General features: G+C 61.0%; 26 protein-coding genes. 14 read left to right on the top strand and 12 right to left on the bottom strand.

Features of this window, described 5'->3' with window-relative positions; genetic code table 11:
* Positions 1 to 10 precede the first annotated feature (10 nt).
* The 4 genes from BUC36_RS16245 (at position 11) to BUC36_RS16230 (ending at position 5,757) form a co-directional block, all read left to right on the top strand.
* Positions 11 to 655, top strand: a complete 645-nt coding sequence (locus tag BUC36_RS16245; RefSeq protein ID WP_073277126.1) for an NAD-dependent epimerase/dehydratase family protein — start codon at positions 11 to 13, stop codon at positions 653 to 655.
* Positions 656 to 844: 189 nt separating this feature from the next.
* The gene (locus tag BUC36_RS16240) at positions 845 to 1,960 is read left to right on the top strand and encodes an efflux RND transporter periplasmic adaptor subunit (RefSeq protein WP_159436031.1); all 1,116 of its coding nucleotides are present in this window, start codon (positions 845 to 847) and stop codon (positions 1,958 to 1,960) included.
* A 28-nt stretch (positions 1,961 to 1,988) separates the two neighbouring features.
* Positions 1,989 to 5,150, top strand: coding sequence for an efflux RND transporter permease subunit (locus BUC36_RS16235; protein WP_073277124.1), 3,162 nt, complete (start codon positions 1,989 to 1,991; stop codon positions 5,148 to 5,150).
* Positions 5,151 to 5,172: 22 nt separating this feature from the next.
* Positions 5,173 to 5,757, top strand: a complete 585-nt coding sequence (locus BUC36_RS16230; protein WP_073277122.1) for an exopolysaccharide biosynthesis protein — start codon at positions 5,173 to 5,175, stop codon at positions 5,755 to 5,757.
* On the opposite strand, the gene BUC36_RS16225 is transcribed toward BUC36_RS16230, so the two are convergent.
* From BUC36_RS16225 to BUC36_RS16215, 3 genes are read right to left on the bottom strand one after another with little or no spacing between them, the layout of a single operon-like run.
* Complete coding sequence (locus tag BUC36_RS16225) at positions 5,750 to 6,361, bottom strand: CPBP family intramembrane glutamic endopeptidase (protein WP_073277120.1); 612 nt, start codon at positions 6,359 to 6,361, stop codon at positions 5,750 to 5,752. The genes BUC36_RS16230 and BUC36_RS16225 overlap by 8 nt on opposite strands.
* Positions 6,362 to 6,400: 39 nt before the next feature.
* Positions 6,401 to 6,931: a GDYXXLXY domain-containing protein gene (locus BUC36_RS16220; RefSeq protein WP_234995035.1), complete on the bottom strand. Its 531-nt coding sequence runs from the start codon at positions 6,929 to 6,931 to the stop codon at positions 6,401 to 6,403.
* A complete protein-coding gene (locus tag BUC36_RS16215; RefSeq protein ID WP_073277118.1) occupies positions 6,928 to 8,241 on the bottom strand; it encodes a DUF2157 domain-containing protein in 1,314 nt (437 codons plus the stop codon). Before BUC36_RS16215 ends, BUC36_RS16220 begins: the two co-directional genes overlap by 4 nt.
* A gap of 261 nt (positions 8,242 to 8,502) precedes the next feature.
* Between BUC36_RS16215 and ahpC the strand changes: the two genes are divergently transcribed.
* The 7 genes from ahpC to BUC36_RS16180 all read left to right on the top strand — a co-directional run bounded on the left by ahpC (position 8,503) and on the right by BUC36_RS16180 (position 13,781).
* The gene (ahpC, locus tag BUC36_RS16210) at positions 8,503 to 9,069 is read left to right on the top strand and encodes an alkyl hydroperoxide reductase subunit C (RefSeq protein WP_073277116.1); all 567 of its coding nucleotides are present in this window, start codon (positions 8,503 to 8,505) and stop codon (positions 9,067 to 9,069) included.
* A gap of 137 nt (positions 9,070 to 9,206) precedes the next feature.
* Entirely contained in the window at positions 9,207 to 10,820 is a 1,614-nt protein-coding gene (gene ahpF, locus BUC36_RS16205; RefSeq protein WP_073277196.1) for an alkyl hydroperoxide reductase subunit F, read from the top strand.
* Between the two features lie 164 nt (positions 10,821 to 10,984).
* On the top strand, positions 10,985 to 11,419 hold the full coding sequence (locus tag BUC36_RS16200) for a GFA family protein (protein WP_073277113.1): 435 nt from the start codon (positions 10,985 to 10,987) through the stop codon (positions 11,417 to 11,419).
* An 84-nt stretch (positions 11,420 to 11,503) separates the two neighbouring features.
* Positions 11,504 to 11,953 carry a DUF6010 family protein gene (locus tag BUC36_RS16195; protein WP_073277111.1) on the top strand — a complete coding sequence of 150 codons (450 nt, stop codon included), beginning with the start codon at positions 11,504 to 11,506 and terminating at the stop codon, positions 11,951 to 11,953.
* Positions 11,954 to 12,092: 139 nt separating this feature from the next.
* Complete coding sequence (locus BUC36_RS16190) at positions 12,093 to 12,374, top strand: hypothetical protein (RefSeq protein ID WP_143187018.1); 282 nt, start codon at positions 12,093 to 12,095, stop codon at positions 12,372 to 12,374.
* 107 nt (positions 12,375 to 12,481) lie between these two features.
* The gene (locus BUC36_RS16185; RefSeq protein ID WP_073277107.1) at positions 12,482 to 13,318 is read left to right on the top strand and encodes an alpha/beta fold hydrolase; all 837 of its coding nucleotides are present in this window, start codon (positions 12,482 to 12,484) and stop codon (positions 13,316 to 13,318) included.
* Positions 13,296 to 13,781 (top strand): arsinothricin resistance N-acetyltransferase ArsN1 family B, encoded by a 486-nt coding sequence (locus tag BUC36_RS16180; protein ID WP_073277105.1) that lies wholly within the window; start codon positions 13,296 to 13,298, stop codon positions 13,779 to 13,781. Before BUC36_RS16185 ends, BUC36_RS16180 begins: the two co-directional genes overlap by 23 nt.
* 10 nt (positions 13,782 to 13,791) lie before the next feature.
* Here BUC36_RS16180 and BUC36_RS16175 read toward each other — a convergent pair whose 3' ends face one another.
* The 9 genes from BUC36_RS16175 to BUC36_RS16135 form a co-directional block, all read right to left on the bottom strand.
* Positions 13,792 to 15,519: a SulP family inorganic anion transporter gene (locus BUC36_RS16175; RefSeq protein WP_073277103.1), complete on the bottom strand. Its 1,728-nt coding sequence runs from the start codon at positions 15,517 to 15,519 to the stop codon at positions 13,792 to 13,794.
* Positions 15,520 to 15,564: 45 nt separating this feature from the next.
* Positions 15,565 to 15,981, bottom strand: coding sequence for a protein tyrosine phosphatase family protein (locus BUC36_RS16170; RefSeq protein WP_073277101.1), 417 nt, complete (start codon positions 15,979 to 15,981; stop codon positions 15,565 to 15,567).
* A gap of 31 nt (positions 15,982 to 16,012) precedes the next feature.
* Positions 16,013 to 16,891, bottom strand: a complete 879-nt coding sequence (locus BUC36_RS16165; RefSeq protein WP_073277099.1) for an MBL fold metallo-hydrolase — start codon at positions 16,889 to 16,891, stop codon at positions 16,013 to 16,015.
* Between the two features lie 437 nt (positions 16,892 to 17,328).
* Positions 17,329 to 17,682 (bottom strand): rhodanese-like domain-containing protein, encoded by a 354-nt coding sequence (locus BUC36_RS16160; RefSeq protein WP_073277194.1) that lies wholly within the window; start codon positions 17,680 to 17,682, stop codon positions 17,329 to 17,331.
* 54 nt (positions 17,683 to 17,736) lie between these two features.
* The gene (locus tag BUC36_RS16155) at positions 17,737 to 17,970 is read right to left on the bottom strand and encodes a YgaP family membrane protein (RefSeq protein WP_073277097.1); all 234 of its coding nucleotides are present in this window, start codon (positions 17,968 to 17,970) and stop codon (positions 17,737 to 17,739) included.
* Between the two features lie 27 nt (positions 17,971 to 17,997).
* A complete protein-coding gene (locus BUC36_RS16150; RefSeq protein ID WP_073277095.1) occupies positions 17,998 to 19,257 on the bottom strand; it encodes a hypothetical protein in 1,260 nt (419 codons plus the stop codon).
* Entirely contained in the window at positions 19,254 to 20,033 is a 780-nt protein-coding gene (locus BUC36_RS16145; protein ID WP_200797302.1) for an outer membrane lipoprotein-sorting protein, read from the bottom strand. The genes BUC36_RS16150 and BUC36_RS16145 overlap by 4 nt, the downstream gene beginning before the upstream one ends.
* A gap of 36 nt (positions 20,034 to 20,069) precedes the next feature.
* Positions 20,070 to 22,616 (bottom strand): efflux RND transporter permease subunit, encoded by a 2,547-nt coding sequence (locus BUC36_RS16140; RefSeq protein WP_073277091.1) that lies wholly within the window; start codon positions 22,614 to 22,616, stop codon positions 20,070 to 20,072.
* Between the two features lie 153 nt (positions 22,617 to 22,769).
* Entirely contained in the window at positions 22,770 to 23,069 is a 300-nt protein-coding gene (locus BUC36_RS16135; RefSeq protein ID WP_073277089.1) for an ArsR/SmtB family transcription factor, read from the bottom strand.
* A 245-nt stretch (positions 23,070 to 23,314) separates the two neighbouring features.
* On the opposite strand from BUC36_RS16135, the gene BUC36_RS16130 reads away from it, so the two are divergent.
* From BUC36_RS16130 to BUC36_RS16120, 3 genes are all read left to right on the top strand, one after another.
* The gene (locus BUC36_RS16130) at positions 23,315 to 23,749 is read left to right on the top strand and encodes a YeeE/YedE family protein (RefSeq protein ID WP_073277087.1); all 435 of its coding nucleotides are present in this window, start codon (positions 23,315 to 23,317) and stop codon (positions 23,747 to 23,749) included.
* A 4-nt stretch (positions 23,750 to 23,753) separates the two neighbouring features.
* Positions 23,754 to 24,197: a YeeE/YedE family protein gene (locus tag BUC36_RS16125; RefSeq protein WP_073277086.1), complete on the top strand. Its 444-nt coding sequence runs from the start codon at positions 23,754 to 23,756 to the stop codon at positions 24,195 to 24,197.
* Positions 24,198 to 24,298: 101 nt separating this feature from the next.
* Positions 24,299 to 26,044, top strand: a complete 1,746-nt coding sequence (locus tag BUC36_RS16120; RefSeq protein WP_073277084.1) for a SulP family inorganic anion transporter — start codon at positions 24,299 to 24,301, stop codon at positions 26,042 to 26,044.
* Positions 26,045 to 26,063 lie beyond the last annotated feature (19 nt).

Here is a 26,063-nt window from a genome sequence, read left to right as displayed (position 1 = left end):
AAAATAGTTAATGACAAAGAAAGCACTGATTATCGGCGCCACGGGGCTCATAGGGCGCCAGCTAACCGACCAGCTAGCCGACGCCGATCACATTGGCGAGATCGTTACCCTGACCCGACGGCCTGCGCCCCATCCCTCAGCGAGGGTGCGTAACGAAGTGGAGAATTTCGAGCGGCTGCCCGACTTTGCCCAACTGTTTCAGGCGGATCTGATGTTCTCCTGCCTCGGCACCACGCGCAGCCAGGCCGGCTCGCTGCAGGCGCAGCGCAGGGTCGATGTGGACTACCAGTTGCAGGCCGCCCAACTGGCAGCAGAGGCCGGTGTCGCCCACTATCTGCTGGTCTCGTCGAGCGGCGCCAACCCGAACAGCAGCAGTGCCTACCTGCGCATGAAAGGCGAGCTGGAACAGGCAGTGATGCGCCTGCCCTTTGCGCGCATCAGCATTTTCCGCCCGTCCTTGCTGCTGGGTGACCGTGCGGAGACCCGTCCCGCGGAAAAACTCGGCAGCTGGCTGTTGCCGCTGATCTGCACCCTGCCCGGCCTGCGCCGCTACCGGCCGATCCGCGGCGAACAGGTCGCAGCCAAGATGGTGCAGGTCAGTAATACGCCGGGGCCGGCGGTGGAGACATTTACCCTGGACGAACTGTTCGACTAAATTCTCTAGCGCCAAACCCTAAAGACGCGACGGCCCCACATTGCTCCACAGGCAGATCCATTTTGCGCCCATGCTCGTAATATCATTGCCGTAGCCTCGGCTAGCAGCCGTCCGCCTGCGGTTTCTTTGCGACAAACGGCTGTGTATGCTCAATGCTGTATTTCGCGATACATGGAAGCGCTTTACGCTATGCAGTGCACTTTTGCGAAGCTGTTCTCCCCGCTGGCCCTTGCCGCGGGCCTGTCGACACTGGCCGCCATTCCTGTTGTCTCGGCGCAGGACGACGGGAATGACGCCATTACCGTCGAGGCGGTAACCGCCAGGCAGCAGGCCATCGTCGAGCCCGTTCCGGTTACCGGCACCCTGACGCCGTCGCGACAGGCGATGCTATCGGCGGAGGTGGACGGACTCGTCAGTGATATTCATGTCGACGTCGGCAACCGCGTAAAGAAGGGGCAGCCACTACTGGAGCTGGATCCGGAATTGAACGTCATCGCCCGCGATGCCGCCCTCGCCGAAGTGGAGCGCAGCCGCGAGGCGCTGGCGGAAAGCCGGCGCCGCCTGGGCGATGCACAGCGGCTGATCGGTGACAACCATATCGCCGAGACCGAAGTAGAAGCACTGGCCTCACAGGTGCGCATCCGCAATGCCGAACTGCGCGGCGCACAGATCGAAGCCAAGCGCCAGGAAGCCCTGCTGCGGCGCCACAAAATCAGCGCGCCGTTCGATGGCGCCATCAGCCAGCGCTTTGCCGAGCTGGGCGAGTGGGTGGAGCCGGGCGTGAACCTGTTCGAGCTGGTCACCGCCGACGGACTGCGCGCGGACTTCCAGGTGCCGCAGCGACTCTACGCCCGCATCGATCCCAAAACACCGCTGGAAGTACGCTTCGATATCGACACCGAACACACCTACAAGGCCAGCGTGCAGCACAAGGTACCGCTCAGCAGCAGCGGTGCGCGTACTTTCATGCTGCGCACGGAAATAGCGACTGACAGTACACCGGAACTGATTCCCGGCATGTCGGTATCGGCCACGCTGTTGCTGGGTACCGGACGTCGCAGTCTCGCCATTCCCCGCGATGCCGTACTGCGCTACCCCGACGGGCGCATCACGGTCTGGGTTGCGGAGACATTCACCGGCTGGGGGAAAGCGGCGCGGGTGCGCGAGCAGCAGGTAAGTATCGGCCTCGGCTTTGCCGGCCTGATCGAAATCCGTTCCGGACTGAAGGAGGGCCAGGTTGTGGTCACGCGCGGCAACGAAAGCCTGCAGGAGGGCCAGACAGTGATACTGCGACAGGCGCGCTAAATGCAAGTACAGAACGGTTGCTTCCCGCATGTTTGAGCACATAGTCCGCAACGGCATTCTGGTGACGGTCAGCGTGCTGATTGTCGCCGTGCTCGGCGTGGTGGCGGCACTGCGAATTCCGGTACAGATGATTCCGGACCTGGAAGTGCGCACTATTTCAATACAGACCCGCTGGTCCGGCGCCACGCCGCAGGATATCGAGAAGGAAATCCTGATCGAGCAGGAGGAATACCTGCGCAATATCCCCTACCTGCAGGAGCTGCAGTCCTCAGCCGATCTGGGCTCGGCGGAAATTGAACTGGAGTTTCCGTTCGGCGTCGACATTACCGAGGCTCTGATCCGCGTCAACAATGCCCTGACCCAGGTGCCCTCCTACCCGGTGAATGTGGACGAGCCGCGAGTCTACGCGACTTCCTTCTCCGCCAACGCGTTTATGTATTTCCGTATCTCCCCCCTGCCCGGCAATCCGCGCAATCTGGATATGGACATGATGCGGGATTATGTCGAGGACAATGTGCGCCCGCGCATGTCCGGCGTTCCCGGTGTCGCCCAGGTCGATGTGGGCGGCGGCGCCGAGCGGCAGATTCAGATCCGCCTGATTCCCTCGCGCCTGGCCGAACGCAACCTGACCCTGGACGACGTGCGCGCGGCCATCGCACTACGCAACCGCGACATTTCCGGTGGCGAAGTGGAGAGCGGCAAGCGCCGCTACCTGTTGCGGACACTGGGCCGCTTTCGCGATCTCGACGAGCTGCGCAACCTGATTCTGCAACGCAGTGGCGACGGTATCACGCGCCTCGGCGATGTGGCCGAGGTAAAGCTTGACCACTTCAAGATTCGCAGCCACTCCTATGTCAACGGGCGGCCGGTGATCAGCTTGTCGGTCCGGCGCGAGAGCGGTTCCAATGTGATCGCGATCAAGCGGGCCATGCTGAATGCGGTGGCGCAGATCAACCGCGAGCTGCTCGAGCCCCAGGGCATGATTATGGAGTTGACTGCAGACGACGTCGGCTACGTACAGGCCTCGGTGTTCAACGTCTGGAAGAACCTGTTGCTCGGTGCGCTGCTCGCCACCGCGATCATGTACCTGTTCCTGCGCTCCGTCCGCGCGACTGCGCTCGGCGTCGCCGGCATTCCCATCTGCACCATTGCCGCGTTTATCGGCCTGCTGGTCGCCGGGCGCACGATCAATGTGATTTCCCTGGCCGGGGTGGCCTTTGCCATCGGCATGACACTGGACAACAGTATTGTGGTATTGGAGAGTATTGAGCTGGAAAGACGGCGCGGCCTGAACAAACTGCAGTCCGCCATCAGCGGCGTACAGAAAGTGTGGCCGGCCGTACTCGCCTCGACGCTGACCACGGTAATGGTGTTCCTGCCGGTGGTGTTTATCGCCGAGGAAGCCGGACAGCTCTATTCCGATATCGCCATCGCCATCTCCGCGTCGATCCTGGTGTCGATGCTGGTGGCAATTACCGTCATCCCCACCGCCAGCGCGCGGCTGGATTTCGACGGCGCGCAAACGGCAGCCATTTCCCACAGCAGACTGCGCAATGGTGTCCTGAACCGCATCGGCTGGCTGATCGCCACACCGGTACGGCGGCTCTATACCATCGGCGTCACCGTCGCGCTCAGCCTCGCCATCATCGTGTTCCTGACCCCGCCGGCGGAATACCTGCCGGAGGGCGAGGAGGCAAAGACTTTCGCCACCATGAACGCGCCGCCGGGCTACAACCTGGCGACCATGGAGGAGATTGCCAGCGAGCTGCAGGAATATTTCCTGCCGTTTGTCGACGACGAACCCGGGGCCTTTGCCCGCGGCGAGACAGAAGTGCCGGCAATGAAGTACGTCAATATGCGCGTATCGCCGCAGAGCCTGCGCATCATCGCCGAGTCCAAGAATCCCGCCCATATCGACGAGCTGATGGCAGCGATAGTGCGCAAGTACGAGAGCTACCCGGGCATGCGCGCCTTCGCCGCACGCGGCTCCATCATCAGCAGCAATGACGGCGGCACCCGCAGCGTCAACCTGGATATCTCCGGCGCAAATCTCGCCGATTTGTACCAGGTGGCCCGCGCAGCCTATACGCGCGCAGGGCAGATATTTGACGACCCCAGTATCCAGACGCGCCCGTCCAGCCTGTCGCTGGCGCAGCCGCTGCTGCAGGTGACCCCCAACTGGGACCGGGCTGCCGAAGTGGGCATGAGCGCCGAGGACATCGGCTTTACCGTGGCCGCGCTGACCGACGGTGCCTTCGTCAACGAATTCTTTCTCGACGACGACAAGATCGACATGTATCTCTACAACCGCGAGGGCCCCGCGGCGACGGTCGAGACACTGCAGAATATCTTCGTCTATACACCCGCCGGCCGGGTATTGCCCCTGTCGGAACTGGCGCAGACGGTGGAGACCGTCGACACCAGTACCGTGCGGCGCGTTGACGGCCGGCGCACGGTGACGCTGAACATCATCCCGCCGCGCTCGGTCGCACTGGAAACCGGCGTGGAGCGGGTGAAAACCGACCTGGTGCAATATCTGAAGGACCGCGGCCAGATACCCGCCGGCGTCAGCCTGAATATATCCGGCGCCGCCGACCAGCTGGACGCCACCCGCGAATCGCTGAGCGGCAACTATATCGTCGCGCTGCTGATCGTGTATCTGCTGATGGTGGCCATCTTTGCCCACTGGGGCTACCCGCTGCTGATCATGACGACCATTCCGCTGGGTATTGCCGGCGGCATCGCCGGCCTGGCGCTGCTGAACACAATCGGCGCCATACTGCGCGGCATGGGGCTGGAGGGCTTCCATCAGCCGTTCGACATGATCTCAATGCTCGGCTTCCTGATCCTGATGGGCACAGTAGTCAACAACCCGATACTGATCGTGCATCGCGCAATCAGTAACGTGAACGAGGAAGGCATGTCGTCACTGGAGGCGGTACAGGAGGCCGTCAGCTCGCGCCTGCGTCCCATCGCTATTTCGTCGATTACCACCATCTGCGGTCTGGCACCGCTGGTATTTCTGCCCGGTGCCGGCACTGAGCTCTACCGCGGTGTCGGCGTGATCGTGATGAGCGGCATTATCGGCGCGACCATAGTCACCCTGACCATGCTGCCGGCACTGACGGTGATGGTACTCAACTGGCACTTGCGACTGGCGAACCGCTCCCACCCAGCACACAATATCTAGGGAGCCTCTGAATAAGTCCGCTATGCCACACCAATTTTCCGGCCTGCACCAGCTGCTGGAACACATCGAGGAATCCGCCCGCCACAGCAAGCGCGTATCACTGGAGATGGTACTGCAAGCGGTGGGGCTGCGTTCTTTCGCCCCCCTGCTTCTCCTGGTGGGCCTTATCCTTTTCTCGCCGCTCAGTGGTATCCCCGGCGTTCCCACGGCCATGGCCCTGCTGGTACTGCTGGTGACGGTACAGCTGTTGCTGGGCCGCAAACATTTCTGGCTGCCGCAGTGGATGCTGCGGCGCTCGATTTCCAAGCAGAAGCTGCACCGGGCACTGCAGTGGCTCGACAAGCCGGCACGTTTTGTCGATCGCTGGCTGCGACCGCGGCTGGCTTTCCTGGTGCGGCGCAGCGGCACGGTTGTCATTGCCACCCTTTGCACCGTCATCGCACTGGCGCTGCCGCTGATGGAACTGGTGCCCTTCTCCGCAACCATTGCCGGTATGGCCCTGACGGCATTCGGGCTGGCACTGGTTGCCCACGACGGGCTGCTGGCGGTGATCGCCTTTGCGGTGACCGCATTCGTGTTCGGGCTTATCGCGGGGGCCTTTATTTAGCGGACTGGCGGCTAAGCGCCGTGGGCACCCCCAGCAGCCGCGGGTAGCGCGCCAGCGCCGTAATTGCCAGCAGGTCGTACAGGGCGTGCCAGGTCATTACACACAGCAGGCTCTCGGTCACCCGGTAGGTGATTCCCAGTGCCAGTCCGACCACTACCGTCGCCGCGAAATAGGTGAAGGAGGCGTAGTGTAGCAATCCAAATACCAGCGAAGCGCCGAGTAAACCCAGCAGCGGTGTACTCAGTTGCGACAGCCAGGGTTGCAGCAGCCCGCGAAACAACAGCTCTTCGCAGACCCCCGCGGCAAATGCGGCCAGCACAATTTGCGCGGTAGAAAAGCGGTTGAATAAGGGATGCAGATCGGCGCAGTGCCTGCGCAGCGTCTCCCCGACGGGCGTCGCGGAGCGGGTGAGCCCCACCGCGACGGCGTAACTGAGCAGGGCACCGAAAATGCCGATCGCAAGGGCGAGCGGCGGCGAATGGCCAAGCAGCGAGACTTCTATCCGCAGGAAATACAGCCCGGCCAGTGCCACCGCCAGACTCACCAGCTGTATCACCATCACGAGGCCGAATACATTTTGTGGCTTGACATTAGTCTGGGTCATTCAAGTTCCCGCCGACGCTTGCATGGTTTTTGATTCGAACTAGTTCGCGGAATTGGCAGTGACATCTTTCAGGCGCGCCTGACCGCCGCCCGAGACCATTACCTCGGCCACGCCGCCATTGCGCAGGTCACTCTCCAGCCCCAGCGCTTTTTCCTTCGGGGCGAAAAAGGCCTCGATGCCATATTTGATCCGGTAACTCTCACCCGAGTCGCGCCACCAGCTACCGGTAACCCGGCCGCGCAGGAAAATACCTTCCGAGGGTTTCTTCAGGCTGACACCGGACAGTTCGTACAGGCCCGACTTGTTCGGCTGCAGCGAAACGTAGACCACCTCCCCTTCGCGCAGTTTCTTGTCGCCGGCGAACAGCGAAGCATTGAGCTGGGAGAAATCGTACTCCAGCCGCGCGTAGTTGCCGCGGAACAAACTGCGCGGATCCACCGGAATGGTCTTCACGCGAACCTGCTCGCCGGTCCACAGCGGCACCTGTGCACTCACATACATTCCGATCAGGATCACGAACTGCAACGCGATGGCCCCGCACAGCCGCGCGGTAATGTTTGCCTGCATCATGCACCCTCCGTGGACTGGTGGCGTTTCCAGTAGCGCGCAGCGCCCAGCAGCAGCACAGCAAAGAGCGTAAAGATCACTGCGCCACCGACATAGTCACCGATCAGGTCGAAATAACGCAGCAGCGCAGTGACCAGTATCGAGGCCACACCGAGGAAGAAGTAGTGGGAAATACCACCCTGAATGCCCCGCACTATCAGCCACACACCGCTGCCGATCAGGGCGAAATTGGCGATCACCTGAAAATAGATCGCGTGTTCCCTGTTACCGGAGATGGTCACTGCCAGCAGTAAAATCGCGAACACCGCCAGCAGGATTGCGCAGGACAGCCGCCGCCCGGCCCGGATGGCCAGCCACATTGCTGCCGCAGATAACAGGACGACCACCAGCCACATCGACCAAAGGTGATTCCAGTCCGCCGCCAGCAGTTGCCGCCAGGGCGCGGCGAAGCTCAGCACCAGCATCAGTACCAGCGCAAAGCGCAGGCACCAGACCGAGATCACCGCCGCATAGTCTTTCGCCACCGGCGACATGCGCCCGCTCAGCCAGTGGCTGAATGCGAACAGCAGGATAAACAGCGCCGCGGCCACCGCGAGGTTTTCCGCGTGCAGATCGAACAGAAAGAACTGGTCCGCCTCGCGCCACAGTGCCGCCAGTGAATATTCGACCCAGAATCCGACACTGGCGAGCACCACCAGTAACAGGACAACACTCTGGTGCCCGCTCCAGAGCACGTAGGCCGAGGCGAGAATAAACAGCAGGAAGAGTGTCGGGTAAAAACCGTAGGAGATTTGCAGGAAGAACCAGATCGCTGCCAGGATATGCGCCTGCAGAGCCAGCCAGGGATTCCTCGTCAGCAGCGCAAACGGCAGACAGCCCAGTGCCCACCAGAAGACACCGTCCGGCATATGTTCGCCGAGGTGGTAGATCTGCGCGATCAGGATAATCGAGGCACCGAAAAAGAGGTTGCCGAGTAGAAAGAACCCGACCCCGGCACTGTGGTCGCCAGCGCTGTAGTACCGCAGGCCCAGCCCCTGGGTGGTCAGGGTGACCGCGATCAACGCCCACATGCGCAGCGCCCGCGGTATCTCTTCCCAGTTGGCGCCGATCAGGGTGATGACAGCCAGACCGATAAACAGGTAACCCAGCCCCACCAGCACGTTGTAGCCGAAGGAGCGGTTCTTCACCTGCTGGTAGTCGACCCCATAGCGGCCGCAGATCAGCTCGGCCTGGGGCTCGCTGATCAGCCCCTCCGCGACCCATTCCTCGGTCTCACGGGCCAGGTCGTTCTTCAGTAACCGAATCAATCGCATAGCGTTGTCCTGCTCAATCCCTGTCGCTACCGGTGCCGACTGACTCACGACGCACTGGTCACTGGCTCCGAGTATCCCCAATGGGGGCAGTCTCTGCAATCGCGCGCCGATAGGCAAAATAACTATGAGGGAACATCAATCAATTAACTATAGCTATCAAAACCATTTAGATAGATTATTTCTATCAATCGATATCAACCCATAGTATTGCGCCCGTTCCAGACAACTTCACAGCCAAACACACTTAACGAGGAGCTAGCTATGTCTCGCTACATCGAATCCGCACTGAAACCTTTCCAGGCCAAGGCTTACCAGGCCGGTGACTTCTTCGACATCAGCGACGCCGATATCAAAGGCAAGTGGGCGGTGTTCTTCTTCTACCCGGCGGACTTCACCTTCGTCTGCCCCACTGAACTGGGCGACCTGGCCGACAACTACGAAGAGTTCAAGAAACTGGGCGTCGAGATCTACTCGGTGTCCACCGACACCCACTTCACCCACAAGGCCTGGCACGACACTTCCGACACCATCGGCAAGATCCAGTTTCCGATGATCGGCGACCCGACCGGCACCATCACCCGCAACTTCGGCGTGATGATTGAGGAGGAAGGCATCGCCGACCGCGGCACCTTCGTCATCGACCCGGAAGGCCGCATCCAGATCGTCGAGATCACTGCCGGCGGTATCGGCCGCGACGCCCAGGAACTGCTGCGCAAGATCAAGGCCGCCCAGTATGTCGCCAGCCACCCGGGTGAAGTCTGCCCGGCCAAGTGGCAGGAAGGCGAAGAGACCCTGGCGCCGTCCCTGGACCTGGTCGGCAAGATCTAAGCCGGCAGCACCGGGCCCCGGCCCGGCTTTGGGGGGCCGCAAGGTCCCCCAAAGAATCTTTCGAAAAATCACGTCGTCATCCCGGCGCAGGCCGGAATGACGGCAGGGACATGCACCCGCACAAACAGGACACACCGATGTTGGACGCGAACCTGAAACAGCAACTGGACACCTACCTACGCAATATCATCGAGCCGATCGAGATTCGTGTGTCCGCTGCTGCTGAACAAGACCGTAACAGCCCCAAATCCGCGGAACTGGAGCAACTGGCCGATGAGATCGCCGGCCTCTCCAGCAAGATTGAAACCCACAGCGGCAACGGCAAGCGCACCCCCAGCATGGCGATCGCCCGCCAGGGGGAAGAGCCGCGCGTGAGTTTTGCCGGTATTCCGCTCGGTCACGAGTTCACCTCCCTGGTGCTCGCCCTGCTGCAGGCCGGCGGCCACCCATCCAAGGCCGATCCGGAACTGCTGGCGCAGATTCGCAATCTCGATGGCGAATACCACTTTGAAACCTATATCTCGCTGTCGTGCCAGAACTGCCCGGACGTGGTGCAGGCGCTGAACCTGATGGCGACCCTGAACCCGAACATCACCCACGAAATGATCGACGGCGCGCTGTTCCAGCGCGAGGTAGAAGAGCGCAACGTGATGGCGGTGCCCGCGGTCTACCTGAACGGTGAATACTTCGCCCAGGGCCGCATGACGCTCGAGGAGATTGTCGGCAAGCTGGATAGCGGCGCCGCCGAGCGCAAGGCCGCGGCACTGAGTGAGAGAGATCCCTACGATCTGCTGGTGGTCGGCGGTGGTCCGGCCGGTGCGGCTGCGGCCATCTACGCCGCGCGCAAGGGCATCCGCACGGGGCTCGTCGCCGAGCGCTTCGGCGGCCAGGTGATGGATACCGTGGGTATCGAGAACTTTATTTCCGTTCCCTACACCGAGGGCCCGAAGCTCGCCGCCAGCCTCGAACAGCACGTCAAGGAATACGGCGTGGACATTATCACCGACCAGCGCGTGGCCACGCTGAGCCGCGACAAGTTAGTGGAGCTGGAACTGCACAGCGGTGCCAGCCTGTCCAGCCGCTCGGTGGTACTGGCCACCGGCGCCCGCTGGCGCGAACTGGGTGTGCCCGGTGAGGCGGAATACCGCACCAGGGGTGTGGCCTACTGCCCGCACTGCGATGGCCCCTTCTTCAAGGGCAAGCACGTGGCAGTGATTGGCGGCGGCAATTCCGGCATCGAGGCGGCCATCGACCTGGCCGGTATCGTCAAGCATGTCACCGTGCTGGAATTTGCCGATACGCTGCGCGCCGACGATGTACTGGTGCGCAAGGCGCGCTCGATGGACAACATCGATATCGTCGTCAGCGCCCAGACCAGCGAGATTCTCGGCGATGGCAGCAAGGTCACCGGCCTGGCGTACACCGACCGCACCAGCGGCGCGAGCAAGCAGCTGGAACTGGCCGGCGTGTTCGTACAGATCGGCCTGGTGCCCAATACCGAGTTCCTGAAGGACAGCGGCCTGGAAATGAATCGCATGGGAGAAATCGTGATCGACGGACGCGGCGCGACCTCCATGCCCGGGGTCTACGCGGCCGGCGATGCGACTACCGTGCCCTACAAGCAGATCGTGATTTCCATGGGTGCCGGTGCCACCGCAGCCCTTGGCGCCTTCGATTACCTGATTCGCTCGTCAGTAGACGAAGAGGTCAGCAACGAGCAACCCCAGCAGGTGCTTGCCCAGAGCGCCTGACCCCTCCCCTGGCCGGATTCATTCCGGCCTTTTTTTTTGCCGCCACTAACGCCGTCGCCGCCTGCGATCCAGGCAACTGCCTGCCCCCGTTCAAAGCGACAGGATTGGACTACCCTATACATCTGCCGCCCAACCCCGGTGCGGCATGAAGAAAGGAGAGCCCCATGAGCGATACAAAAACTTATAACGGCAGTTGCTTCTGTGGCGCCGTGCAATTCACGGTGACTGGAGAACCCGCGGCAATGGGTTACTGCCACTGCGAGTCCTGCCGGCACTGGTCGGCGGGGCCGGTGAACGCCTTTTCCCTGTGGCAACCGGACGCCGTCAAGGTTACACAGGGGGAGGACAAGATCGGCACCTACCACAAGACGCCAAACAGTTATCGCAAGTGGTGCCAGAGTTGCGGCGGCCATATTTTCAGTGAACATCCCGGCATGGGGCTTACCGACGTCTATGCCGCTGTCATTCCGGACCTCCAATTCAAACCCGCTGTGCATGTCAACTATCAGGAGACGCGGCTGCGCATCAAAGACGGGCTGCCCAAACTGAAGGACTTTCCCAAGGAGATGGGTGGCTCCGGCGTCATTCTGGAAGAATAATGTGGGAGCCGATCTGGCAGCGGGAGTCTAGACACACAAAACACCACAGAAGCAGACCACGGCGCTGATGCAAGTGAGAGTGATATGGCCCTGGCGGTAATCGTTGTCCTCTACATCAGTATCGGCCTTATGGCGGCCGCGGGTACCATCGCAATCGTCAGAAAACTGTTGCCAATGCGCGCGGAACAGATTTTTTACGGTCTCTTCCTGGTGCTGATCGCGGCCTTCTACCTGGCCTTCACGGCCTATTTCGATAACCCGAGAGCCTGGCCACTGGAAGCGGTCGCTGTCGCGCTGTTTACCCTGTTCGGAGTGCTGGGCTGCCGTATTCCCGCCTGGCTGATCGCCGGGTATCTTCTTCACGGCGTTTGGGACCTGTTCCATGAACTTCCTGTTTATACGACCGTGGAGATTGGCACTGACCGGCTTACCGAGATCCCCATGGCTTACGGAGTGTTTTGCATCGCCTATGACTGGTGTATGGCCGCTTATATCTACGTCCGCCGCCGCGCCTGGCGCACCGTCGGCCTATAGTGCCCGCGCCTAGATTCCCGTCCGCGCGCACTTTACTGGGCAGGCTGCCGATGTGCGCAGCGGAGACTCTTCCGGGGCCACCGCCGAACCCTCCCATCGCGATATCGCATCCTGCAATTGCCGCTTTATCGGAGTGCACGTGAAAAAGATTGTCGTCACCATTGAGGTCGAAGACCTCCCCAAATGGGAGAAGCATTTCAAAACACATGGCGAACTGTATCGCCAGCAAACCATTCAGGGTAAATATGAGTACACGATGCTCGAGGATAACAACCGTGTAGTCCTGTGCGCGGAAGTCAGCGACATCGACGCTTTCTTTCAGGTACTTAAATCAGAAAGCGCCGGCGATGCCGTTAAATTTGACGGCGTCAAACCGGAATCGGTGCAATTTTTCGTACTGGACAAGCAGTTTGTTTTTTGAGGTCTTCTGGAGGCTTCCAGTCTCGATCGAATACATTCCGGTTGACTGCGATAAAGGCAAGGTACATCGTTACGCCACAATTCTAAGAATCGAGCCAACAGGAAACCATGTCCACAGCACTTAACGGCAGTAACGAGATCTATTACGAAATCAGTGGTTCCGGCCCAGCGCTGCTACTGCTGCACAGCTTCCTCTGCGACGGCGAGATGTGGCGCGAGCAGGTAGGGCCGCTGAGCGAACACTACCGGGTGATCAATATCGATATTCGCGGCCACGGACAGTCGAGCGCTGCAGATCGGCCGCTGGATATTTACGATCTGGTAGAGGATGTGGTCGCGGTAATGGATAACGAGGGCATAGCGAGCGCAACCTGGGCCGGCCTGTCGATCGGCGGCATGATCGCCCTGCGCGCCGCGCTGACGGTGCCAGATCGTGTCTCCGCCCTGATGCTGCTCGACAGCCACGCCGGCACCGAGACCGGCTTCAAGAAATTCAAGTACAAGGCCATGGTGGCCGCCGCCAAGCTGTTCGGCATCAAGCCGCTGCTGCCCAAGGTCTCCAAGCTGATGTTCGGGCAGCACACTCTGCAGACTCAGCCGGAGCTGGTGCGACACTGGAAGGACAAATTCGCGACCATGCCGCTGGTCTCCATCGCGAATATGGTCGACGCCCTATGCCAGCGGGACTCACTCAAGACCCGCCTCGGCGATATACCGCAAGCGGCCCTGGTGCTCGTCGGCGAGGAGGATCTTTCCCTGCCCCCACCCTGCTCGATCAGCCTGGCTGAGCGACTGCCCAACGCCTCGCTGGAGATCGTCAAGCAAGCGGGACACCTGTCCTCCCTCGAACAGCCCAAAGCGGTTACCGCGGCCATGCTCCAATTTCTGCGCGGCCGCCAGACAGCCATGACCGAGCACAGAAATGATCCGATTCGCTCGAGCTGAAGACGCCGGCCAGATTGCGGATATCTACAACCACTATATCCGCCACACCGTGATCACCTTCGAAACGGAACCGGTATCCGCCGCAGAAATGGCCGGCCGCATCGGCGATGTGGCCGGCGTCGGTCTGCCGTGGCTGGTTGCCGAGGAGGAGCAGCGGATTGCCGGTTACGCCTATGCCACCCTGTGGCGCAGCCGGGCGGCCTATCGCAACTCCGTCGAGGCGACGGTCTATTTAGACAAAGAGGCGCACGGGCGCGGCCTGGGCTCCAGCCTCTACAGGGCCCTGTTCGATCAACTGCAACAGCGGGACATCCACACGGTCATCTGCGGTATCGCCCTGCCCAACAGCGCCAGCGTCGCGCTGCATGAAAAATTCGGTATGGAGAAGGTCGCCCACTTCAAGGAAGTCGGCCACAAGTTCGACCGCTGGATCGATGTCGGCTACTGGCAGTGTCTGCTGTGACTGCCGCGGCCTAGACCGCGGCAACCACTGCCCGGCGCGCCTCGCTGAAGGCCTGGAACTGGGTCAGGTAGACATTGCCCGACAGGTGCTCCAGAAATCCACTGCGCTGCAGCGCATCCATCACCGGCCCCTTGACCTCGGACAGGTGCAGCACAATGCCCAGCTCCGCCAACTGACTGTTTAATGCCTCAATCACCTCGAGGGCACTCCAGTCGATCTCGTTGATGGCACTGCACATCAGAATCACCTGGCGCACGCGCTTGTTGTTGGCCAGATCTTCGTAAATCCGATCTTCCAGGAAGGCGGCATTGGAGAACATCAGGCTCTCGTCGACGCGAATGGTCAGGATTTCCGGCACGGTGAGCACCTTGTGCCGCTTGATATTGCGGAAATGCTCCGTCCCCTCAACCAGACCCACTTCGGCAATATGCGGCCGCGAAGTGCGGTACAGGAACAGTGCGATCGAGGCGGCCACACCGCAGGACACACCCGCCTCGACACCAAACAGCAGCGTGACCACGATTGTGATGACTACGGCGAAAAAATCGCTGCGGGAAAACTTCCAGGTCTTTTTCAAGATCGAGAAGTCCACCAGCGACAGCACCGCCACGATAATGGTGGCCGCGAGGGTGGCCTTCGGCAGGTAGTACAGGAACGGCGTCAGGAATATCGAGGCCAGCGCAATGCCGGCAGCGGTAAACACACTCGCCATCTGCGTCTCGGCACCCGCGTCGAAGTTGACCACGGAACGAGAGAAGCCGCCGGTGACCGGAAAGGCGCCAGAAAAACCCGCGCCCACGTTGGCTGCACCCAGGCCGATCAATTCCTGGTTCACGTCGATTTTCTGGCGTCGCTTGGCCGCCAGGGTCTTGCCGACGGAAACCGATTCCACGTAACCGATGATCGAAATCATGATCGCCGGCATTATCAGCGCTTCGATCAGCTCCCGGGAAATAACCGGCAACTGCAGCGTCGGCAGGCCCGAAGGTACAGTGCCGACCAGCGCCACCTGTTTGCCCTCGAAATCGAACAGCACCGCTACGACAATCGTCGCAATAACACCGACCACCGGGGCGGCCTTGACCAGGATACCGGCGGTATCCGGGTGCACGGACCAGCGCTGCAGCAGTCGTGACGCACCGGAACGCGACCAGTACAGAAACACAACCACTGCGATACCGGTGAGCAGCGCATAGGAATTGATGCTACTGATATTTTCCAGCAGGGAATTGAGCAGGTGCGGCAGGTTGTCGCCGTTGGCGCTGACACCCAGCAGGTGCTTCAACTGGCTCAGTGCAATCAGCAGGCCGGAAGCGGTAATAAATCCGGAAATCACCGGGTGCGAGAGAAAGTTGGCGAGAAAGCCGAGGCGCAACACCCCCATCAATGTCAGAAACAGCCCGGACAGCAGCGCCAGCACCGCCGCTGCCACCAGATAATCTGCGGTGCCGGCAATTGCCACCTCGCTCAGTGCCGCGGCACTCATCAAAGACGCAACCGCGACCGGCCCCACCGACAGGGCGCGGCTGGTGCCGGTCACTGCGTAGGCCAGCAGCGGCACGATACTCGCATAGAGACCCACCTGCGCCGGCAACCCGGCGAGCAAGGCATAGGCCAGCGACTGCGGTATCAGCATGATCGTAACGATCACCGCGGCCAACAGGTCGCGGCTCAGCGTCTGCCGATCATAAGACCGCAGCGACGCAAAAATAGGGAGATAGCTGGCGAGAGCGCGCATCAATGACTTCCGTTACTTCCGCAATTCGAGGGAACAGCAATCCCCCTACTCGGGATCGATTGCCACCAACACACCGCTGACATCGAAACCGGCGGCGCGAGCGCAGCCGAGCAGCGCTTTCTTGTCCGCCCCGTCCAATATGCGCGCGCCGGCCCAGAGATTGCACGAACGATTGCCGGTGCGGCAGAAGGCATGCACTTTATCGCCGCGCGCCAGCAGCTCGGCAAACTGTTGGCAGTGCGCTAGTGTCATCTGGCCACGCGCGAACGGAATAACCACATACTCCATGCCGTTTTCCTCGGCCGCCGTCTCCATCGCCGCGTGCGTCGGCTGATCTTCGCTCTCGCCTTCCGGGCGGTTACACACCACCACCTTGACGCCGGACTGGGCCAGCTGTGCCATGGCGGCACCGCTGAACTGTTCGGACACAGTGACCTGATCGTCGAGTCTCTTGATATCCATATATTTCCACCTGGTTAAATTAGGCAACACCTTACAGGGCGTTGATCGGCACCTTCAGATAAACAGTGCCGTTATCTTCTGCCGGCGGCATCTCCCCCGCGCGAATATTGACCTGGATGGACGGAATAATCAGCCGCGGCATCGCCAGGGTTGCATCGCGCTCGCTGCGCATGGCGACAAACTCTGCCTCACTGACCCCGTCGCGCAGGTGGATGTTATCGCGTTTCTGCTCCCCCACCGTGGTTTCACACTGGTGCTCGCGCGCATCAGACGGCGGATAGTCGTGACACATAAACATGCGCGTCTCTTCCGGCAACGCCAGCAGCTTCTGCACCGAGCGGTACAGGGTTGCGGCATCGCCACCGGGGAAGTCGCAACGGGCGCTGCCTACGTCCGGCATAAACAGCGTATCACCGACAAACAGCGCATCGCCAATCAGCCACGCCATGTCCGCCGGCGTGTGGCCCGGTGCATAGATCACACGGGCATCCAGGTCGCCGACATTGAAGGTCTCGCCATCGGCGAACAGGTGATCGAACTGGCTGCCGTCCACCAGGAACTCTTTTTCAAGGTTGAACACATTGCGGAAGATGTTCTGCACCTGACAAATCTGCTCGCCGATCGCGATCTTGCCGCCGAGTTGATCGCGGACAAACGGTGCCGCGGACAGGTGGTCGGCGTGGGCGTGCGTCTCGAGAATCCATTCGACGGTCAGGTTTTTCTCGCGTACGAAGGCCACTATCTCTTCGGCGCCCTCCGTACTGGTGCGCCCCGAGGCGGCGTCAAAGTTGAGGACCGTATCGACTACCGCCGCAGTGCCGCCTTCGCGGTCGTACACCACATAGCTCCAGGTTTCGGTATCCGTATCTAGGAAAGACTGTACTTGGGTACGAACGGCACTGACGGACATAGACATTCCTCTCATTTCGAGATTGCACTCAATTCACACAGACATATTAGCAAAACCTAATATTCTAAGCAATACCCCGCTGCTGCCAGAGAATCCAGCCACTCCCCCCCAGGAATAGCGGCGCTCTTCTTCAGGGGAAACCACCCTGTTACTGCGCACGCCGGGAAATCGGGACGGCCTCCCGATACTGAGCGGGCCAAGTGATCGGGAACCCTGCGGTAGCGAGCTGAGGCAAACGCTGGGCATCCACCGGTCTCTCTGTCTCAGTAATTGGGAGTACAGTGTCGGGAAGGTTTAGTCGCCGCGCGGGCAAGTATGTGCAGATCCCCGCCTGTCAGGGCTGCTGCACGGCCTGCTCCAGCGCTTTTACGCGCAGTCGATATGAAGGTATGGGAGATGCGCATTCCGCTCACCTCCCGGAAGTAAATACGCCTTGCTCAGCAGTGCAGACAGGCTGCTACCGACTCGCAGTCGGCGTCGATCACCCTGACATTGGTATAGCCCATATTGGCGAGGGCAACCGCCGACAGCGCAGCACGCCCGCCAGTGGCGCAGTGAATGAGAATCGGCTGGTCGGAGCTTGTGGCCACTTCACCAATTTTCATTTCCAAAATGCCGCGGGGAATGTTGACGCTCCCTTCCGTTTTCAGCTTCTCCGCCTCGGCTGGTTCCCGCACATCAAGTATCAATGTGTCCGGCGCCTGCGCCTTGATCGCCGCTGCCTCCTCGGCCGATACCAGATTGCACTGGGCCTTGGCCGGCCCCACTATTTCCGCAATTGTTTTAATCATGTGAGACACCTTTTCGTTCAATACCTTTTTAAATCCCTGACTGAAAACCACAATTCACCGGACCGCAGGGTTTTTCCCGGCCACACAGGCAATCTCAGCTTCACTGCGTATACCGAGCATTTTCATCACCCGGGTCGCTGGACAGAAGCCGGTGAAGGCACTCTGAATCATGTTGGCACCGATAAAAATGCTGAACCAGAACCAGTTGGGGTGCACAAGCTGGGTCAGCGCCACGGAAACCAACAGCATTACGCCGGCGAAAACAAAAGTAGCACGTTCAGTTGACATAGATTTTCTCCATTTTCCCATCGAGAGTTAAAAGCTGTACTTCAGGCGCAGGTAGACATTGTCTGCGCGATCAAACTGGCCGAAGAAGGTGTAATCTTCACGGCCATAAAAAAGGTTGCCCCCCAGGGTCCACTGCCATTTGTCACTGTATCGCCAGTCGACGCTCGGGCGCAGGTAACCGTCCCTATCGCTGGGAGAATGAAAGGCGAACAGCGACCAGATAAGCGTGCCGCGCATAGCGCTGTAAGTTAGCCGCGTGGTCACCACGCTGCGGCTGCGCGCCGGCAGGTATTCCGGCGGCGTCGCAAACTGCGAGGGTTGCGGCTCGCTGTCATAGCGCTCCAGATACAACTGTCCGCCGGCGGTAAGGTTGGTGATCAGTTCCCGCTCGTAGCCGACGAGCGCGCGCCACTGGTCGGGCGTGTACTGGTTGTCCAGATAGCCAACTTCGATATTGAACAGGCCTCCGGCCAGCGGCCGGCGCAGGCTGCCGCCCCAGACGTTTAGGCGCGGATGCACGGGCCCGGCGACCGGGTGCATATCCGGTGTGCCCTGGTACCCCTGGTATCCGTATAGCGCGAACTCACTGCTGTTCCTGCGCCAGAAAACCCGCGCCGCCACCTCGTCTGCGGAGGGTTTATCCACGGAGAAGTCCGCTGCTATCTGTTGGCCCAACTGCGGTGAAAAGAAGGAGAAGCGCTCGCCATTGATAGAGCGGTCCGGCGTAAACCTGGGCATCCACACCAGTTCGAGGTTGACGCCCGTCCCGTACCAACTTGCGCGCAGCGCATCCTGCGGCGCCTTCAGATATTCGTCGTCGCGCCCGCTGAAAAACGACTGCCAGTCCTTGGCGAACTGATCGTTGATAAACAGGTAGTCACCGGTGCCCCAGGTCAGTGGCTGGCGCCCCAGCTTCAGGTCGATATTCGCCGCCGGCGAATACAGCGCGCTGGCTTCGCGGACTTCCGCTTCCCAATCGGCGGTGACCCCGTCGTAGTACAGATCCCCATTGAGCTTGAACTGCACCCGAGCCGCGGAGGGCGTCCACTCCAGGCGCGCGCGGCTGTCGGCCAGGGTACCGTCGTCGAGCAGCGGATCGGTTTGCGTGCGCTGCCCCCAGGACTGTTCCAGGAAGCCGTGCAGCGGCAAGGATTTTTCCTCCTCCGCCGAGCCCTCCTCCCAGTTGTCCCACTCCTCCCATTCGCCGGTGGCTTCCTCCTGGGCCACAACCTGCCCCGACACCGTCAGGGCCACGGCCAGCGGATATAACGCTCTCAAGCTGTTCATCTGCCCAGCAGCTCCCGCGGCGGGTTGCGCAGGCTGCGCTCGCCGAAGAGGGACGAGTCCAGATTCAGGCCGTAACCGACGTTGCGGAATTGCAGCAGTGTATAACCGCCGTTTTTCAGGTCTTCGACCTTTGATTTGATCACCGTGGGGATGCCATCGATTTCAGCGGTTTCTACCACCGTCACGCGGCGACAGGTTTCGCCGCGAGCGTTTTTGTACTCCACGCGCTCTGGCAGGAAGGTGCCCTTGCTGATATGCGCGGTGTAGCTGGCAAATTCCACACTGTCCGGATGCCTGGGCTCACCCAGAATCAGGAAGTGCTCAGGGGTCTCTCCGGCCAGAGTGAAGATATCGTCCTTCAGGTTGCGGCCCGACACGTCCTCGTAGAAAAAGTGCGAACCGACGAAGGAAGTGCGCTTGTCGCCGGCGGCGATACGCTTTACCAGATCGAGCGCCGGCAGGTAGAGCCAGCGGTCGTCATCCCGCTCGATATGCTTTTTCACCAGGAAAACGGTGCCGCGCACATCCGCCGGCCGGGAAAAAAACACCAGATAATCCTGGTCACCACCGGTCCCGTTCTGGCGCAGCAGTGAAAACTGGCGCACTTGCTTCTGGCCGCTCGCGTCGACGATCATCATGCGGGCCTCGGCGCGGCCGCTGTCGCCCGCGTAGAGGGCGGCGCGATTCGCCTTGGTGACGATTTCATCCGCACTCATCTCGGCACCCTGCGCGAGTGCCGCAGCACTCATCAGTAGTCCCAAAAATAGTTTTTTCACGATGACACCTCTCAATTTATTTCGCTCAACCTGCAGTCAGGCATCGGCTGCCACTGGCATGGCCTTATCCGCCGGCACCAGCCATCGCTGCAGGGCCCAGATACCCGCCGGCAACAGCAACAACGTGACCAGTGCGGAGGCGGCCATGATGGTGGCCAGGAAGATGCCCACGGTGACGTAGGGCACCAGTGGTGCAAACAGCAACGGTGTGAAGCCCAGCGCAATGACCAGCGCATTGCGTGCGATCGCGCGGCCCGGTTCGTCGAACATCAGGCGCATGGTCTCGGCATAACCGCGCCCGCTGTGCAGATAGCTGCGCGTGCGCTCGATAAAGTGGATGGCAAAATCCACGCTGAGCCCCAGGGTCAGTGCGGACAGCACCGCAATTGGCATGTCGTAATCGATACCCAGCCAGCCCACCATGCCGTAGATCAGACTGATGGTGAGCGTGAGTGGCAGCATGGCCAGCAGCCCCCACAGCAGTGAGCGGAACAACAGCACCATCATGATCAACACGACGGCGAATGCGGACATCAGGCTGTCCATCATTCCGGCCACCATGGCGTCCTGCCAAACCGAATTCAGATAGGCCTTGCCAGCCCACTGCAGTTCCACCGCCAGCGGCGGCGGATTGTCGGCGACATATTGCTCCACCAACGCCACCACGGCGTTCATGTGCTGGTTGTCGCCACTGGTCAGCTGGACCCAGAGCAGAGCACTGCGGTAATCGGGCGTGACGAAATGCCACAGGTCTGCCGGACGATGCGAGGACTGGTACTGCAGTAGTGTCTGTGCCACGCCGGCGGCAGTGGCGGGGATGCGGTAGTCCTGCGGCTCGCCGGAGACCAATTCGCGATTGACGGTTTTCACCAGCTGCGGCAGGCCATTGCTCTTACCCACCAGGCCGCTGTCGGCCAGGTGCTGCTGCAGTTCCGCCATCCAGTTCAACAGTGCGGGGGAACTGAGCGTCTTGCTGGCAGTGCGCGCCTGCTCCGCGGTTGCCAGCAGTTGTTCGATAATCTCCGCATTGTCGCCTTCGACATTGAACAGGGCGTCGTCCAGCTCGGTAATGCGGCGATCCAGCGCGGCGCTGAAATCGGCCTCCGCCTGGAGCGGACGCCAGCTCACCCCATCGCTGCTGGCAGCAATTCTCGTAGCATCGCGATTCAGTTTTTCGAGCGCGCCGCCATCTTCTTTTGCCGACAGCACCAGGTAGGCGTCATAGGTGCCGGCGAAATGGCTGTTGAGCGCACGGTCCGCCACCCGCAATTCGTGCTCGCTCTTGAACCAGTTAATCGGGTTGTCATTGATGTGGATTTTGCCAATGCCAATCGCGCTGAATACCAGCGTCGCGGTGAAGGCCAGCAACAGCCCGCCCTGGCGTCTGCGCGCCAGCGCGGCGATGGGCCTGAGCAGGCTATCGATGCCGCGAGCCTTGTCGGAGCGGTGCTGGGCCGCCTGCAGTGCGCTGAGGGTTTCCGGCTTCATACGCGTGATGTAGGCCGGGATGTAGATAATCGTCAGCAGAAATGCCAGCAGGATGCCGAAGGCCACGAAGGCACCGAAGATCTGCACCGGCGGAATGGGCGTCAGCATCAGTGACAGGAAACCCACCGCGGACGTCACCGAAGTCAGCAGCATCGGCTTGAACAGGTGACGCATCACTTCACGCATGGTCTCGCGCGCGTCCCTGCCGGGCCGGTAGCGGTCGGCGAATTCACTCATGATATGCACCGAATCGACCACGGCGATGGGCATCAAAAAGATCGCGATCATCGACGACATGATGTGCACGGTGAAACCCATGCCGATCAACAGCCCCATAGTGGCGATCACGGTACTCATGGCCACGACCATGGGCGCCACCACCAACGGCAGGCTGCGGAAAAACAGCAGCATCAGCACGAAGATCATGGCGCCGGCCATCGGCGCAGAAATACCCATCTGTACAAACATCTCGAAGCCGAATTGGTCTTCGGCTACCGGCAGGCCCGTGAGGTAGTAAGTGTCGCCGGAATCCAGAGCGGCAAAAATTGCGCGAATCTCTTCGGCAATGCGGTAGCTCTCGTTTTTGTCTTCGATCGGCACGTAGATGGCCGCGGCCTTGCCATCGGCGGAGACCAGGGTGTTGCGCAGCATCGGCAGGCTGGCCACGGAGCGGGCAATATCATCCGCACCGGCCTGGGTCTGCGGCGGATTGCGCATCATCCACTCGAAGCGAATGGCCCCCTCTCCCTCCTGGCGGATGTTGTCCACCTCAGACAGGGACATCAGGTCTCGTTCGACCACACCATCGATCTGCAAAATGGATTTGCTGAGGCGGTGCAGCGCCGCCAGGGAGGCGGGGTTGTAGATACCCTCCTCGGCTACTGCGCCGACGACAATGGAGTCGTGCAGCGCGAAACGGGACTTGACCTCATTGTGAAACACCCGCGCGGGGTTGTCCGCGGGCAGCATATTCTCGGGATCGGTATCTATCTGGATATTCGGGATCAGGGCCCCCAGTGCCACTGTCAGCAGCAGCACCCCGGCATAGATGCGGCGCGGGTGATCGATCACCCACTGAAAGAATCGTTCGGTCATCGTTAGCACTTTCTAAATTAGCTTTTACTACTTTAGAAAATGCTAACACAGAAAATTAGACTTTCCTAATACTTCGGGTTGCCGCCGGCAGCACAACGTCGCGGCCGAATGCATGATCGCCGGTACGGAGTCAGAGAAAATGAGGGGGTGAGGTCAGCGCGGGCAGTACAGGTCGTGCAGCACCGAGACAATGGCGCTGGGCGCCTCGCCGTGCAGCCGATAATAGATAGTGTTTCCGTCGCGGCGCGTGGCCACCAGGTCTGCGGAGCGAAGCGCGGCCAGGTGCTGTGACAGCGCCGACTGACTGAGGGGAACGACTTCATTGAGCTCGCTCACAGACATCTCGCCTTCCTGCAGGCAGCAGAGCACCATCAGCCGGTTCTCGTTGCTCATGGCCTTCAGGAGCGCCGCCGCTTGAGAAGCGTTGGCGAGGAGATCCAGGGGAGTGCTCATCGTTTTTCCTTTCGCTCAATCATTCCTCTCGTCGGCTGGCATTATACCAAAGCCAATAGATTAGTAATATCTAATATTTCTACGGGCGTAGAAGAGCCCCATCTTTGCCCCGCGACCGACACGGCGCCATGCGGCCTGCATTATTATGTAGAAGCGGCCGCTCCTGCCGGCGCCCCTCACCCGGCCGGCACCGGTGCGACACATTGAACTTTGTTTGTCCTACGTCACGGAGTTGTTCACTGGCTATGACCATAGATTGGAACGCATTTACTCCCATTTCGGCGCTGGCTGGAGGCGTGCTTATCGGCGTCGCATCGGCCCTCCTCCTCGCTCTGAACGGCCGTATCGCCGGCATCTCGGGTATTCTCGGCGGACTGATCGACCGCACCGCCGGCGAGACCGGCTGGCGCCTGGCCTTCATCCTCGGCCTGCTGATCGGGCCGGCACTTTGGCTGCTGTTTGCCACCCTGCCCGCGATCGAAATCCGGGCCGACTATCCGGTACTGGTCGCCGCCGGCCTGTTGGTGGGTATCGGCACCCGCTACGGTTCCGGCTGTACCAGTGGCCACGGGGTCTGCGGACTGTCCCGCTTGTCCCCGCGTTCGCTGGTGGCAACCCTGATGTTTATGGGCGCCGGCTTCGCCACGGTTTTTGTTGTCCGACATCTGCTGGGAGCCTGACGGGATGAAGAAAACACTGCTAACCGCTTTCATTGCCGGGCTGGTTTTCGGCCTGGGACTGCTGGTTTCCGGCCTGGCAAATCCGGCCAAAGTCCTCGCCTTCCTGGATCTGGCCGGCGTCTGGGATCCGTCCCTGGCACTGGTGATGATAGGCGCCATCGCCGTGGGCCTGCCGGTGTTCTACCTGGCAAAGGGCCGCGACCTGTCGGTACTGGGCGAACAGATGAAGTTGCCTACAAGCACTGATATCGACCGCCCGCTGGTGATCGGCGGCCTGTTGTTCGGCATCGGCTGGGGGCTGGCCGGCTTCTGCCCGGGGCCGGCGATAGTCGCGACCGGCGCCGGCGAACTCAAGGCGATCGTGTTCACCGTGGCAATGCTGTCGGGTATGGGGATATTCCACCTGCTGAATCGCCCCAAGACCGGCGGTAGAGGGCGCCCCGCTTAATCTCCCCATCCTCTCTCCCGGCGGAGAGAGGGCATACCGAAATCCCGTCTATCTTGTCTGTTAGCATTTCGAACGCCGCTGCTATGGAATAAAAGACAGGGATGCGGGCCAGCAAACAGATTCCCAACTGGTTGAAGCACTACCGGCGCCAATGGCTGGCGGGGGATTCGATCGCGGCACTGGTGGCCACGATGATGCTGGTTCCGCAGGCGCTGGCTTACGCCGCCCTGGCCGGTCTGCCACCCCATATCGGCCTCTACGCCGCCCTGCTGCCACTGCTGGGGTATGCGCTGTTCGGCTCCAGCTCGGTGTTGTCGGTCGGGCCCGTCGCGATCCTGGCCCTGATGACCGCCTCCGCACTCTCCCCACTCGCCACACCGGGCAGCGCGGAATATATTGCCGGCGCAATTATCCTCGCCGCACTCAGCGGCGCCTTTTTATTTGCCATGGGCCTGCTCGGCCTCGGCACCCTCTCCAACCTGCTCAGCCACCCGGTAATCAACGGTTTTGTTTCCGGCGCTGCCATCCTGATTATCGTCGGCCAGATAGGCCCTTTGTTCGGCATCGAAAGTGAAGGCGACACCGCACTGCAACTGCTACTGAGCACCCTGATGGAAATCCCCAACGCCGACCCGGCCACAGCCGGATTTGGCGTGGCGGCAACGGTGGCACTGATCGGCGCGCGCCTGGGGCTGGCACCCCTGCTGCACAGGCTGGGCCTGTCTGAATCGCGGGCAAAACTGCTGTCGCGGCTGGCGCCGATGCTGGTGGTGCTGACAGCTATTGCGCTGACAACCCTGTTTCACTGGGAAAAACAGATGGCGGTCGTGGGCAGCATTCCACCGGGACTGCCGCTACTCAGGATTCCGGAGTTCGACTGGAACCTGACGTACCGGCTGCTCCTGCCCGCGCTGATCATCGCACTGCTGGGGTTTGTCGAGAGCCTGTCGATCGCACACGCCATCGCGTTGCGGCGTGGCGAGCGCCTGAATGCCGATGCCGAGCTGCGCGGACTGGGCGCCGCCAACCTGCTCAGTGCCCTGTCCGGCGGTTTTTCGGTGACCGGCAGCTTTGCCCGCACGGCCATCAACGATGAGGGTGGCGCCATGTCGCCGATGAGCGGCGTGATCGCCGCACTGCTGATGGCGCTGGTGCTGCTGTTTCTGACCGGACTGTTCACCGAATTGCCGCTGTGCGTACTGGCCGCCACCATCATCGTCGCCGCCGCCAGCCTGATCGATGTCCGCGGTTTCGTGCACAACTGGCGCTACGATCGCACTGACGGCGTCGCGATGACCGGCACCCTGCTCGGTGTATTGCTGTTTGGTGTCGAGGCGGGTATCGGTCTGGGTATCGGCCTATCCTTCGCAACCCTGATCTGGCGCACCAGTCGCCCCCATATCGCCGTGGTCGGGCGGGTGCCCGGCACCGAGCACTTCCGCAACGTACTGCGCCACACCGTTAAAACGCAGCCGGATATCCTGTTCCTGCGCATCGATGAAAGCCTGTTTTTCAGCAATATAAGCGCAGTGGAAGATCGCCTGCTGAGCGAGATAAAGCGGCACCCGAAAATACGTGAACTGGTGCTGATCCTGTCCTCGGTCAGCCGTATCGACGGCACCGCACTGGAGCGATTGCAACAGGTGAACCACGATCTGCACGAACGGGAAATACGCCTGCACCTGTCGGAAGTAAAAGGACCGGTTCTCGACCGGCTGGGGCGCTCGAAATTTCTGGAAGAACTGACCGGCCGGGTGTTTCTCTCCTCCTATATCGCCGAGCTGGCCCTGCGCCGCGACCGCCTGAGCGACGCGGGCCCCGCGGCGGGCAGCCCCCAGAACGCCTGAGCGCACGCTTGTATACGCC

The sequence above is a fragment of the Microbulbifer donghaiensis genome, from assembly GCF_900129095.1.
Classification (GTDB): domain Bacteria; phylum Pseudomonadota; class Gammaproteobacteria; order Pseudomonadales; family Cellvibrionaceae; genus Microbulbifer; species Microbulbifer donghaiensis.
This window is presented reverse-complemented; position numbering and strand designations above follow the sequence as displayed.